The sequence below is a fragment of the Coleofasciculus sp. G3-WIS-01 genome, assembly GCF_040223135.1.
Lineage (GTDB): Bacteria > Cyanobacteriota > Cyanobacteriia > Cyanobacteriales > Coleofasciculaceae > Coleofasciculus.
Genome location: NZ_JAVJZI010000183.1, coordinates 1 through 13889, shown reverse-complemented (window position 1 = coordinate 13889; position 13889 = coordinate 1). Strand labels below are relative to the sequence as shown.

General features: G+C 45.1%; 10 protein-coding genes and 1 pseudogene. 4 read left to right on the top strand and 7 right to left on the bottom strand.

The genetic code is table 11. The annotated features are described in order from the left end of the window. Window positions 1-11: 11 nt before the first annotated feature. The gene (locus tag RIM23_RS18000; RefSeq protein WP_446368531.1) at window positions 12-389 is read right to left on the bottom strand and encodes a hypothetical protein; all 378 of its coding nucleotides are present in this window, start codon (window positions 387-389) and stop codon (window positions 12-14) included. Window positions 390-555: 166 nt separating this feature from the next. Next, complete coding sequence (gene galE, locus RIM23_RS17995) at window positions 556-1554, bottom strand: UDP-glucose 4-epimerase GalE (RefSeq protein WP_446368530.1); 999 nt, start codon at window positions 1552-1554, stop codon at window positions 556-558. Window positions 1555-2015: 461 nt separating this feature from the next. On the opposite strand from galE, the gene RIM23_RS17990 reads away from it, so the two are divergent. Next, a complete protein-coding gene (locus RIM23_RS17990; protein WP_446368529.1) occupies window positions 2016-3002 on the top strand; it encodes a YdcF family protein in 987 nt (328 codons plus the stop codon). Between the two features lie 237 nt (window positions 3003-3239). Here the strand turns inward: RIM23_RS17990 and RIM23_RS17985 are convergent, their stop codons facing one another. Beyond that, window positions 3240-3548: a hypothetical protein gene (locus tag RIM23_RS17985; protein ID WP_446368528.1), complete on the bottom strand. Its 309-nt coding sequence runs from the start codon at window positions 3546-3548 to the stop codon at window positions 3240-3242. Between the two features lie 330 nt (window positions 3549-3878). Beyond that, entirely contained in the window at window positions 3879-6677 is a 2799-nt protein-coding gene (locus RIM23_RS17980; RefSeq protein WP_446368527.1) for a UPF0182 family membrane protein, read from the bottom strand. 589 nt (window positions 6678-7266) lie between these two features. Here RIM23_RS17980 and RIM23_RS17975 point away from each other — a divergent pair. Together RIM23_RS17975 and RIM23_RS17970 are read left to right on the top strand one after the other, a co-directional pair. Further along, window positions 7267-8748: a tetratricopeptide repeat protein gene (locus RIM23_RS17975; protein ID WP_446368526.1), complete on the top strand. Its 1482-nt coding sequence runs from the start codon at window positions 7267-7269 to the stop codon at window positions 8746-8748. Between the two features lie 57 nt (window positions 8749-8805). Continuing rightward, the gene (locus tag RIM23_RS17970; RefSeq protein ID WP_446368525.1) at window positions 8806-9810 is read left to right on the top strand and encodes a tetratricopeptide repeat protein; all 1005 of its coding nucleotides are present in this window, start codon (window positions 8806-8808) and stop codon (window positions 9808-9810) included. A gap of 107 nt (window positions 9811-9917) precedes the next feature. Here RIM23_RS17970 and rfbB read toward each other — a convergent pair whose 3' ends face one another. From rfbB to RIM23_RS17955, 3 genes are all read right to left on the bottom strand, one after another. Beyond that, on the bottom strand, window positions 9918-10991 hold the full coding sequence (gene rfbB / locus RIM23_RS17965) for a dTDP-glucose 4,6-dehydratase (protein WP_446368524.1): 1074 nt from the start codon (window positions 10989-10991) through the stop codon (window positions 9918-9920). 125 nt (window positions 10992-11116) lie between these two features. Beyond that, window positions 11117-12454, bottom strand: a complete 1338-nt coding sequence (locus RIM23_RS17960; RefSeq protein ID WP_446368523.1) for an energy transducer TonB — start codon at window positions 12452-12454, stop codon at window positions 11117-11119. A 63-nt stretch (window positions 12455-12517) separates the two neighbouring features. Further along, a complete protein-coding gene (locus tag RIM23_RS17955; RefSeq protein WP_446368522.1) occupies window positions 12518-13252 on the bottom strand; it encodes a precorrin-2 C(20)-methyltransferase in 735 nt (244 codons plus the stop codon). A 47-nt stretch (window positions 13253-13299) separates the two neighbouring features. On the opposite strand from RIM23_RS17955, the pseudogene RIM23_RS17950 reads away from it, so the two are divergent. After that, window positions 13300-13752: pseudogene (locus tag RIM23_RS17950) on the top strand (esterase/lipase family protein); the annotation flags it as partial. Window positions 13753-13889: the final 137 nt, after the last annotated feature.

The window sequence follows — 13889 nt, the reverse complement described above, 5'->3', positions numbered from 1 at the left end:
TAACGCTACTTCTAGCTTACTGACTTCTGCTGAGCTTCGATGGCAGCAGCAAGGCGTTGGAGTGTTTCCGTGAGTTGTCCAAGTTCTGCGAGTGACTCATTTTGATTTTCGGCTAAGGTTTGCACCGCATCACTCAAAGCGAAGAGTTGGTAACCCTGTTGTTGAACTTGATGCCCTTGGTGTTGTACCTGCACAGCCAAAGCATCAACCCGCTTTCCTAGACGGTCAATAGTCTCAGTTGTGGCAAGCACCGCCTCACCAATTTGTCCAACAATGGATTCCAAGCGGCTGATTCGAGCTTCCAGGGCAAGAGTCCCTTTGTTGGTAGAGTTGAGGTTGTTTTTAGCCTTTCCAGTCTGGGTGTTTCTATTCACCGATAATTGTTTCACTGCTTCTGCTTCAAAAAACTGACGTGAACTCCGAGTTTCTTAGAAAATAGCAGATGAACTACCCAGCCCTACTTGATTGAGGGCTGTATTTGAGCATCCAGCCCTGTAGAACTGCGTTTTCGACGCTTCACTTGCGGACATCGGCGATTAGGTTGTCCATACTGTCCTAATGATGACGCCGTTGATGCCACTGCCAAGCATCGCTGATAATTTTACTTAGCTCCGGGTATTTGGCAGACCAACCCAGAATTTTTCTCGCCTTGTCGCTACTACCGACCAAAATGGGTGCATCACCAGGACGGCGATCGCACTCAATGATTTTAATCTCTTTTTGGGTGACTTGCTTAGCTGTTTCAATCACCTGTCGCACGGAGAAACCGTTACCACTGCCTAAATTAAAGATTTCACTCTTACCGCCACCTAACAAATACTCTAGCCCCAGGATATGGGCATCTGCCAAGTCGCTGACATGAATATAGTCGCGCAAGCAGGTTCCGTCTGGGGTTGAGTAGTCTGTGCCCCAAATAGCGATCGAGTCTCGTTTGCCTAATGCTGTCCACAGGACTAAGGGAATCAGATGGGTTTCTGGATAATGATCTTCACCCAGTAATCCTTCAGGATTCGCCCCAGCTGCGTTGAAGAAGCGAAACACAATTGAACGTAAATTATAAGCGCGATCAAAGTCGGCTAACATGCGCTCCATAATCCACTTACTCGTCGCATAGGGATTGATCGGATTTTGAGGATGGTTTTCCGTCATTGGTACCTGCTGAGGCATCCCGTAGACAGCACAGGTGGATGGAAACACTAAGGTTTTCACATCAGCGGCGACCATGGCTTCTAAGAGGGTCAGGGTACCACTGACGTTATTGCGGTAGTACTTGGCGGGGTAGGTAACCGACTCACCCACGGCAATATAGGCGGCAAAGTGGAGTACAGCAGCAATGTTGTGGGTGGCGAAGATTTGGTCTAACAGGGTGCGATCGCCCACATCCCCGATCACCAATTTTGCTTTCAGGATCTCTTCTACGAATTCTTGATGTCCACAAACCAGGTTATCCAGTACAACGACGTTATAACCTGCCCGTTGTAGGGCTAAGACTGTGTGAGAGCCGATGTAGCCAGCTCCGCCAGTTACTAGAATTTCGGGTTGGACTTGCGACACACTCAAACTGCCCCTGTTTCTTTTTATAGACTAACTTTACAAATATTTTTCCTCTTTGTCTTTGCCTGAGAAGCAATTTTGCTCAAAACTGCCTCGAAATTGGGGAGTGGTGATTAGTGAGGAGGGTATTGGGGAATAGGGAAATTCTCCCCCTGCTCCTAGAACTCCTCGGAGTTATCTTACCTTATACCCCTCTTGTGGAAAAAAGCACACAATTGCGTTCTACCCAGGCGTTGCTCAAACCCAAAGTAGGTAGTTGACAGGTTTACATAAGTTTGACTGTCCGAAATGGAACTATAATGCCCGTGTTAGGGTAGTTTGAACCGTGGTTCTCCCTAGGTGATACGTTACACAAAACTTGATCCCAATCGCCCCTAACTTGTTAATGGTTATTTTGGGGAGTCAGACGAACCCGTCACAATTCCTCGCTCACCATCACAACGTTACACCATCAAAACACAATGTTTTTACTACTGACTCGACTCCTACTTTGGCTGCTGATTGCAGTTATTCTTTACAACCTGTTTAAGAAGGTAATCCCCAAGGAGTATTTTACCTTGCTTGGGGGTTTATTTCTGTTTGGCTTCATTGTTGTGGCGTTTTCATCTCCCAACAATGATGTGGTATCAACGATTTTGGAGGTTCTCTCGTTTCCCTTGAAACCTGTGGGTGCGACCATTGTGCTGTTGAGTTTTGCCCTGCGCCAAGGGCTGGAGAAGTCAAAGAACCAGGTTTTGGCAGCCTTACTAATTTTATTGCTTGCCAGTACGCCTTTTTTCTCGAACCTGTTGGCGGCGACTACAGAACAAGCCGTGGTTACGCCTGAAGCGGCAGGGGCTCAAACCGCCTCAGCGATTGTGGTACTCGGACAAGGAACCACCCAACCTGATGAACCACCTCGAACCCAAATTCAACTTACCGATACGGGCGATCGCATTCTATATGCGGCTCAACTGTATCGACAATCGGGGAATAACCCTTTAGTCGTGGTTAGTGCTGGTCCTCGACCTAACCTGCAAGGAACTCAAGAGCAAATTGTCGAAGCCAATGATATCCGCGCCTTACTGGTTCAGTTTGGGGTTCCTCAAACTCGGATTGTGGTTGAACCGACAGGGACTAATCTCCGCAGCAGCGCCGAAGAGGTTGAGGATATTTTACGCGATCGCGGAATAGCGGACAATCGCGTTTTTCTGGTTACTTCAGCCTATAACAGCCGTCGCGCTCAACAGGTGTTTAGAAGTGTCGGTTTAACCAATGTCATTGCTAAACCGACTGGCTTCTTTACTGTTCAACCGGGTTCAAGATCCACAATCGACCAGTGGGACCAGTTGATTGAATCCTTTATCCCCTCTGTAGAATCACTGGCTATCACGACGCAAATTGTGGAGGAGTTTTACGCCTCAATTTACTATTATTTGCGCGGTTGGCAAACTCCCACCATTGTTTAACTATTTCAAGAATCGGAAAAATCCGTCGGGAGGGGAAGTGCTGCGTTTTTCCGAAAATAGGGGTGGGTTTCTATCATTTCTTCCCTCATCCAGATGCGGCGAAACCTGCCCCAATCTAGAGTGTTAGCTGGCGTTATCCCAGTTAGCTGTCAAAAGAAGTAATACGTCATAACCTAAAATATTTGGCGGATAAGCTGAAACATTATATAACCTAAGGTCGATGACAAGTCAACTCCCTTATAGATCCCCCTTCCGTCCCCCTTCAAAAGGGGGAGACCAGAGGATGCGGGATGTGGCTCGGGTAACAGGTTCAACGTAGCCTATCGTTTGATTGTTGGCGGAAGGCTTGGGTAAAAAGACTTGAATTTGCCTGGGTTGATCTGGATTTTGGCTAATTTGCGATTGTGAGGTGGCTGGAGAGTTCTCTGGAGGGGTTATTGAGGTACTCTGGGCTTCCTTAGTCGCTGCGGTGGTGAAGGATAGCGCCAAGACAGCACTCATCAATAGGGATTGGTGTTTCAAATTGATTTTTTTACTCCGATTCATAAAGTCAGTCACTCCTTAGTCGCCTACTGTTTTATGATCAAAGTCAATTCAATTTTATTCATCTTGCTAAAGTAATACTATTGTTCTGACTGTAGGAATAAGGAATTGTTCACCTCCTCTCAGTATGCCGCAAGCTTGATGGCAGCAGCTATACTTCTCTGACTTTTCACGGGAAGTCTAGAAACTATTGTAGAGACGCGATGCAAGAAGCGTCTGGGCGGGTTTAGTCACATCTGGATGCAACCGAAAAGATAGTAGTAAAACCCGCCCCTACACACATTGCCCCAAATACCGTGAAAAGTCTGATACTTCTGCTTTTTTTCACTAGGATTAATTTGGCTCGCCTGCTGATTTTCTCAGATCAGGTGCTGATTTTGGGGTTTGGTTCAATTGCTGCAAAATACTCTCTAGTTCTTGTTGGTATTTACCATAGTTTTGCCAATTGCCTTGACGCATGGCTTCCTGTGCTTTTTGATAAGTTTCTAAAGCCGATTGGGCGAGTTGAGAAACCCCTTCTTTTGGTGGAGCAGATGGTGGAGCAGAAGTAGGTTGTTGCACCTCTGGTTGAGTTCCACCAAAGATAGTAGCTAAGGCTTGCTCTAAGGTTTCCTCCATGACTACTTCTTTAGCATAAGCAACAATCACGCGCTTCAATTCTGGAAGTTCCCCTTGTTCGGCTCGCAGATAAATGGGTTCGACGTAAAGTAATGATTGATCAATGGGAATCACTAATAAATCGCCACGAATCACCCGTGAACCTTCCTGACTCCATAGGGTTAATTCTTGGGAAATTTGCGGATTTTGGTCAATGCGAGCTTCAATTTGTGAAGGACCATAGACAAGTTCTTGTTTAGGGAATTCATACAAGAGCAATTTGCCATAGTTTTCCCCATCAGAACGCGCTGCCATCCAGGCAATCATGTTATCTTTATTGACGGGTGTAAAGGGCAGAATTAGAATAAATTCTTCCCTCGACTCTTCGGGTAAGCGCATAATTACATAGTAAGGCTCCATGATCTGCTCATTCCCTTCATAGATTTCTGTCGGAAAACGCCACAAATCCTCTCGGTTGTAAAAGACTTGGGGATTATTCATGTGGTAAGACAGATACATCTGCGCCTGAATGGTGAACAGATCCAGGGGATAGCGAAAATGAGCTTTTACCTCGGCTGGAATAGCCTCCTTGGCGGTAAACAATGTGGGGAATATTTTGCGGTATGTTGTCAGTACAGGGTCATCCTCATCAATGACAAAAAACTGCATTGTGCCATTAAACGCATCAACGACAACCTTAACGGAGTTGCGAATATAATTGATATCGCCTTGGGACATTTGGGCGATATTCCCGCCTTGGAATATGGCGTTTGCATTATGACTTTGGGAAACGGGTTCAGAATAGGGATAGCGATCGCTAACGGTATAGGCATCGATGATCCAGTGTAATCTACCATTAATTAAGGTAATGTAGGGGTCATTATCAAACCGCAAAAAGGGTGCAACTTGGTTCACCCGTTCCTTAATCTGGCGATGGTAATGAATGCGGGAGGTGTTGATAAAGTAATTGGAAATTAAAATTTTGAGATCGCCCAAATCATAAGCATACGCCAATCGCTGCCAAAAAGAAGGGATTGGTACACCACCTTTCCCGTCGTAGGTGGTGAAGGCATTTTCATCGCCACGGGGATAGTCAAATTCTTGGGTATTTGTACCTGTAAATATATAGTTATCGGTTTCTTCGCCGTAGTAAATGGCGGATTCATTTACCTGAAGATCGACTTGAGAAATTGGCGGAATATCTTTGATAAACAGTTCGGGTAAGCCATCCTCTGTGACGATATTGACTGGACTCATTACTAAACCATAGCCATGGGTATATTTTAGCCTTTGGTTGACCCAAGTCTGAGCGCGATCGGGAACTTGAGAATACAATAGTTCCCGTGGTGAAAGCATGACTTGTCTATAGTTATCGTCAATGGTATAGCGATCAACATCAACATCATTGAATCGATAGTAAAGACGAATTTCTTGCAGTTGGCGATAGGTACTTAATAAAGGTCTATAGTCCCACAAGCGAATGTTACGAATCGTAGATTGGTTCTCTTGTAACGCTTGGCGACTTAATTGTTCTTCCGCTGGATAGTCTTGTGTTGGTACTTCGTCTAAAGCATAAGCCTTGCGAGTATAGGCGATATTATGTTCAATGTAGGGTTTTTCTTTTTCTAATTCATTGGGTTCGACGATAAATCGTTGTTGAAACCAGGGAAAAAGACCACTCAAAACAAGCCAAGCAATGAGATAAATCCCGATTCCGTAGGTGGGTAAGGTAATATTGTTTTGCCAAATTGCCAGGATAAACGACAAGCCTAGCATTAGTGATACAATGCTCATAATCCAGAATGCCAGACGCTGAGCATGATCATCGGTATATCCGGCACCATAGACGACACCATCGGTTGTGTAGAGTAATTCATAGCGTTCTAGCCAGAAGCCGATCGCGACAACTAGGGCAATCCCTGCTAACAGTAGACTAAGATGGGTTTTTACGTCTTTGGTTATGAAATGTTGCCAGTAACGATCTAACCTTATTTTACCTTTTAAAACATAAACAGCAACGGATAATCCAAACCCCCAGAACAAAAGATTCAAAAACAAATCTTTTAGCCCTTCATAGAGAGGAAACTGAAACAGATAAAAGCCAATATCCTGTTGATAAATGGGGTCAGTCAGATTAAAATCTGTGGCATTCAGGTATTTTAATATTGTCTCCCAAGCTGATGCACTAGCTGTGGCGGCGGCTAAACTGACAAGGAACGTTACAACCAGGGCGGCGGAATTGGCTATAGTATCGGTATAGGGAGCTAAATCACTGGCGTCTAGGAAACGAAACGCGCGATCGCGAGTTAGACGTTGCGCCATCCAATAGTTAAACCATAAGAATAGTCCGTAAATAATAAATGTCCCCACCCAAGCCATAATTCTCCAGGTGATCCGCGTCCAGAATACATCTGAAAAGTTAACGGAATCAAACCACCAGGCTTCTGTAAGAATGTGAGCCAGGGTGTGAGAGAAGGGTAAGCCGATGATGACGACTAATAGAAAGCCTATGATAATTTTATTGGCTGATTTCATAATTTTTTAATTAACTCACTGGAATCTGTAAGCCATAATCTAACCCTAACACGAATGTTACGCTCCTTAACCTAAGTTCGTAGTAAGCGCTTTAGGGCTAAAAATCCTACCATCGCCCACTACCAATCCATAAGTCAGTGCTATTCTTCTGCAACATCAGGTTTCCAACTCAAAGTTAAGGGATCAGCACTCCTGATTATAGGAAAGAGACATCATTTTTCCCTCTAACAAACGGTATAAAAATATGAACGTAGTGATTTTTTTGTCACATCGCTACAGAGAGCTAGTTCTATAAAAGATATGAATTGATAAATTAACTATCAACATAAATTGTCAATTGTATATAAAAATTGAGATTTTTTATCAACAAACTACTTTAAAATTAATTGTGATTAGGAACGACATTAATAATTACTGATATACCTACCAAAAGAGAGATGAAAGATTAGTAATAAGTCACTACATTAATTACTGTATCGAGCAAGGTTGAGACTCATCCGTTGATATGACTGATGCTTTTGAAGTTAATAAATAGGATATTCCTGTCTCTACATATCTACAGAGTAATGACAGACTTAGGGAGGAAATAATGTCTATCCAATTTAATCATCTAAAACAAGTATTAAACCAGCAACACAGGCAAAATATTGTAGGGATTCCGAAAATTATTCGCCGCACTATTTACCTGTTGGGTTTATCTGCCATTTTTATCAATCCAGTTGTGGCTAGCGAAGTCCAATTTCCTCAAATTAGCTCTACCACGGCAGAAAGTTACATAGCCCAAACGACTGCTGAGGATTTTCTCCGGCGAGGAGTACAGAAGATAGAAATAGGTAACTTGAGAGGAGCAATTGAGGACTTCAATCAGGCGATTACTATTGACCCCAATTCTGCCCCAGCTTACAACCACCGGGGGGCTGCTTTTCTGAAACAGGGAGAGATCCAGAAGGCTTTTGCTGACTTCGAGCATGCCCTCGAACTTGACCCTAACTTAGCTCTAGCCTACAACAATCGGGGATTGCTTCATTTGAAACGCGGTAACCTTCAAGGGGCAATAGCTGACTTTAATCAAGCTATCCAACTTGACCCTAACTCCGCTATAGCTTACAACAATCGGGGATTGGTTCGCTTGAGACAGGGAAACTTTCCAGGGGCAATAGCTGACTTTAACCAAGCCCTCAAGATTGACCCTAATTATGCTCAAGCTTATGACAACCTAGGACTTGTTCACTGGCAACAAGGAGACATTCAAGGGGCAATTGCTAACTTTAACCAAGCCCTCAAGATTGAACCCAACTATAGTTCAGCATACAACCATCTAGGAGCTGTTGATTTTCAACAGGGAGATATTCAGGATGCGATTGCTGAGTTCAACCAAGCTATTAAAATTGATCCCAACAACGCTCAAGCCCATTATAACCGGGCAGTTGCCTACCTGCTACAAGGTAATATTCAAAAGTCGATTGCTGATTTCACACAAGCAATTGAACTTAATCCCAATTATACTGAAGCTTACAATAATCGGGGACTTTTGTATCGAGAACAGGGAAGGCTAGAGAAAGCTTTGGCTGACTTCAGTAAAGCAATTGAGATTGAACCTAACTTAGCTATTGCCTACAGCAACCGAGGTACTATCTACCTGAAACTCATAGAAATACAGAATGCTATCAGCGACTTTACTCAAGCTATTGAACTGAACCCCAATTATGCTATGGCTTACAACAACCGGGGATTTGCATATCTACAACGGGGAGAAATGCAGAAAGCTTTTGCCGATTTGAACCAGGCAATTGAGATTAATCCCTATCTAGCTCTCGCTTACTCAAACCGGGGACATGCTCACCGAAAAACAGGAGATATTGAGAGTGCCATTGCTGATTACACTCAGGTAATTGAGATTATTCCCAATAATGCTGCCGCTTACTACCAACGGGGAACTGCCCTTGTTCAATTAGGGAACGAAGAAGAAGCGATCGCGGATTTCCAGAAGGCGGCAGATTTGTTTAGACAACAGGGTCAAATGACATTTTCTCAAAATGCCCTTGACCAAATCCAGGAACTTCAGCAGTAATCCACTCTACATCATACATAAATTCGCCGTTTAATATGTCCAGTTCAGGAGACATCTATGAAATTAATTCACAGCACAATTACTCTATTGGGTTTAACAGCTATCCTGATCACTCCAGTAACTACTCGTGCTGTTCAAGGACGCCCAATCGATGCGGCTACGCTCAAAAATTACATTGCCCAAACTACTCCTGATGATTTTCTTCAACAAGGAATACAGCAAGAGCAAAGTGGTGATCCTAAGGGAGCAATCACTAACTTTAATCGAGCAATTGAGCTTAACCCTTTTTATTCCCCAGCTTATGCTCAACGAGGAATTTTTCGCCTGAAACAGGGTGATATTAATGGTGCAATTAGGGACTTTAATCGGTGGATTGAGATTAATCCCAATTCTGCCCAAGCCTACAACTTAAGAGGGTTTGCTCGTCAGCAACAAGGGGACATTGATAGTGCCATCACCGACTTTAACCGGGCGATTGAAATTGATCCTAATTACGCCCCAGCCTATGACAATCGGGGAGTTGCTTTCCGACAACAGGGAGAAGTCCAGATAGCGCTAGCCGACTTTAACACAGCAATCAAAATTGACCCTAACTTCGCTCAAGCTTATCACAACCGAGCAGTTTTCCATGTGAAACAGGGAAACATTGAGGCGGCAATTAGCGACTTCAATCGGGCAATTGAGGTTGATCCTAACAATGCTCAAGCTTACTATACCCGAGGAGCTGTCTATTTTAAACAGGGAGACACCCAAGCAGCACTCGCTGACTTTAATCAGGCAATCAGGATTGACCCTAATAATGCTCAACCTTACTATAATCGCGGAGTTGTCCGTGTAGTACAGGGGGAACTTCAGGAGGGGATTGCCGATTTCACTCAGTCGATTCAACGTGATCCTAACTATGCTGCTGCCTACTATAACCGAGGCACTGCCCGTGTTCAACTCGGTAATGAAGAAGGTGCGATCGCGGATTTCCAAAAGGCGGCAGATTTATCCAGACAACAGGGCGACATGACGCTTTATCAATCGTCTGTTGACCAAATTCAACAGATTCAGCCGTAAAGAGGTACATACGGTAGGGGTACGGCATTGCCGTACCCCTACGATATAGGTTAGATAATCTTTTACGGGGGAGGTCATAAATTTGACGGTTCCCTACATGTCAACAATTAACCATAAATTTGTCGGTAATAATCTTGATACTCCTTAGAAAGCAGGGGTTCCCACCAATCCCGATGAGTCAAATACCATTCAACGGTGCTACGTAATCCTCCTTCAATGGTTTCTTTAGGCGTCCAACCCAATTTTGCTTTAATTTTGCGAGCATCAATCCCGTATCGGCGATCATGTCCGGGTCTATCTTTGACCAAGGAGATTAAGTCTTTGCTTGGATAAACCGGCAAATCTGAGGCTAATTCATCCATAAGCTGGCAAACCATCTGTACCAAATCCAGGTTTTTGATTTGGTTATTACCGCCAATGTTATAGGTTTCGCCAGGAATCCCTTGGTGAATGACTAAATCGATCGCCTGACAATGATCGTTGACATAAAGCCAATCTCGCACCTGCTGTCCATCCCCATAAACGGGTAACGGTTGACCCAGCATGATGTTAATGCACATCAGAGGAATCAGCTTTTCCGGAAACTGATAGGGACCATAGTTGTTCGAGCAATTGGTAATTAACGTGGGTACGCCGTAGGTATGATGATAAGCACGGACGATGTGATCACTACCTGCTTTAGAAGCGGCGTAGGGACTGTTTGGCTGATACGGCGTCGTTTCACTAAACAAAGGGTCATCTGGCTCTAAGCTGCCGTATACTTCATCCGTAGAGACATGGAGAAAGCGATCGCTATCCAAACTTCCCCGCTTTTGCCAATGCTGGCGAAAGGCTTCCAAGAGAGTGGACGTACCTAAAACATTGGTTCGGACAAATGCTTCTGGTCCCAAAATTGAGCGGTCAACATGGGATTCAGCCGCAAAGTGGGCAACGGTATCAATCGTCTCACTGCGGAGTAAAGCATCAACAAGAGTGCGATCGCAAATATCTCCCGGTACAAACCGAAAATTGTCTCGTCCCTCGACTGAATCGAGATTACGACGATTACCGGCGTAACTGAGCAAATCGAGGACAACCACCCGATCCTGGGGATAGCGATCGCACCAGTGATGGACGAAGTTGGAGCCAATAAACCCCGCTCCACCTGTTATAAGTATGCGGCGAGGTTCTCTTGAAGGCATAATAACTTGGGTTCCTTTTTGCTGTAATCTTGGAGGGGACAGTTCTAACCGTCGATCATCTTAACATCCTGTTAGGGATCAAGCATTATACCGATCAAAAATTGATAGCGAATGCCCATCTTGAGCTAGAGTGTCGGTACAATAACCGAATTATCCACTGGATTTGAGGCTTCGGGTGTCTCCTCCGGTGATGGTTGGGGATTGGCTGACTCTTCCGGTTTGGCTTTTTTCGGATCGGACTCTGAGGTTGTTTGTGATGGCGATTGTTGTCCAGAATTGACCGGATCACGATCAGAGGTTTCCTGATTGGAAGAGGGAGAGTTATTAGAATTCGATTCCTCAGACGCCTCCGGATTCACGGGTTGAGGCGTTGGGGAATTAGAACGCTCAGGATTTTGATTCGAGGCTTCTGGAGGTGTTGGCTTCGGGCAAACTTTTTCTTGACCGGAAAACTGGACAGATACCCGGTATTCCTGCGGCTGTTCGGTGCGATTTAGAAAACGCTGAGCGTTAATTTGCTCCTGTGCCTTTTGATCGAGAATGGGATCACCTGCCCGTCCAATCGGTTGTAAATTCGTCGGTTTGCCATCAGCGCCGACAACGACGCTATAAATGGGTGTACCGTTAAGCTGCTTCTGGCAAGCGTCTTTGGGATAGGAAGCAATTAATGTTCTTTGGAGTACGGGCGGAGGTTCTACTTTCTTATCTTCAGCGCGAGTGATATCTTCGGATTGCTCAGGCGGTTTAGCGGCTATGGCTTCGTCTGATTCTGATGCAGATTCTTCCGTATCGGGGGTTGGAGCGTTTTCATTGGCTGGGGGATTGGGATCTTGATTAGTAGCAACTTGCTCTGGGGGGGATTCCGGTGGTTGAGATCTTGCATGATCGCTTGACTCGTGATTGGGTGATCGTGCCAGACGATCAATACTAGTAGTAGACTCTGATTCTGAGTATATAGAGTCTGGGTTTGTTGCTACTAGGGGAGGCGATGGAGGAAGTTGGTTGCCAAAAACCGGGATTCCTAAATTTCTCCTCAAGGGTGGAAATGGAGTACTCGGTTGACTTCTGGGCGCAATCGTTCTTATGGGTTTCCGACTTATCGATGATGACGGAATTTTTAACGGTTGTGGAGGGGGCGTCATCGAAATGTTGCCATCGAGGGGCAAAGCATCTTGGAGAGGCAGAGGTGGGAGAGGTGGGAATGACGATGTTAATGGTGTCTGCTGATAAATATACGGGGGCAAAGTTGGCACCGAAAGATCAGGTAAGCGACTTAAATCCGCTTCGCTTAATTCCAACAGTTGTACAGTGCGCCGAGTCGGAGGCGCTTCACTAGAAAAAACGGGTACATAAAAGGGTAAGGTTAGCCCCAAGACGACATGAATACCAACCGATGCCATTACAGCAATACCAGTTGGCTGATTGAGTTTCTCTGAGACGGTTTTAATTAAGAGATTAGACATAGCTGTTATCGTTCTCTCCGTTGCGGGGTTGTTGGGAATTCTATTGGTTTTAATAAAAATAATCTAGAGTCTAATTGAACTCAGGGATTGGGTAACGTTGACAATCATGATGGAAAAGTAGGGTAATTTTAGGGTCGAGCGATCGCGTAAATCGTGATAAATCACTTGATCCGGTAGGGTAGCGCGTTCGACTACCCAGGCGGTGTCCAATAATTGGCGACGATGCAACACCTGCCAAACCTGTTCATACACCGAACTTACTTTCATCAGGACTATGACATCCGCCCAGTCTAAAATTGTTTCCAGTTCCTTTACATTATAGAGAGCTGGCAGAACCACCAAGCGATCGCGCTGTACGGTTAGGGGTAATCCTAACACTGAGGCGGCTGCCATGGGTGAACAGACGCCTGGGATCATCTGCACAACGGCGGTTGATTGCTGCTGTTGTAAGGTTTGCGCCAAATAGGTAAACGTGCTGTAAAAACTGATATCCCCTTCACAAACAAACGCCACATCTTGCCCTACCTTCAGATAATGCCAAACCTGCTTGGCGGCTTCTTCCCACGCTTGGGTAAGAATGTCTTGGTCTTGCACGTAAGGAAATATTAAGGGAAGTTGAACTTGCTCAGCCTTTAACCATTGCCCCACAATTTGTTGAGCCATACCCAGTTTACCCCTCACCCCAGCCGGAAAAGCCACCACAGGAGATTGTTTCAGGATACGTAGGGCTTTGAGCGTGATTAATTCGCGATCGCCAGGACCTACACCCAGACCGTAAAGTGTGCCAACTTGCCCCATCACTATTTGTTAAGTTTGATTAATAATTCAAAAATCTCAAATTCCAAATGCCACTACCGACTGTCATTGTACCGGGTTTTTTTGCCGGGGCAACTGAATATCGAGGATTAGAAACCGCTTTAAATCAGTTTGGGTTTCCCACCGTTACTGTACCACTACGACAAGGCGATTGGATTCCCACTATAGGCGGTCGCTCAGTCGTGCCAATTTTACGGCAACTTGACCAAACCGTGAAACAGGTTATGGCAGATTACAGCGCCACTCAGGTTAATTTGATTGGTCATTCAGCCGGGGGCTGGATTGCCCGAATCTACCTCGGCGAAAAACCCTACGAGATTCATAGCAATGTGACTCTTTCAGTTCCAGGATTATGGAATGCTCATCCAACCATTGCCACACTGGTAACACTGGGGACACCTCATAGTAGCCAAGAGCGCTGGACAAAACGCAATCTGGATTTCGTGGCAATGAACTATCCGGGAGCGTTTTATCCCCATTTGACACTCCCCGCCCTACAAGTGCGGGGATTCTTTGTTCATCGACTCAACTTGCTTTGACAGGATTTCTCCAATCAAAGTAGAGGTCGGGTCTCCCAAAGCGTTCAGATCTGAGATCCAAGTTCCGACGTGACCCGCCG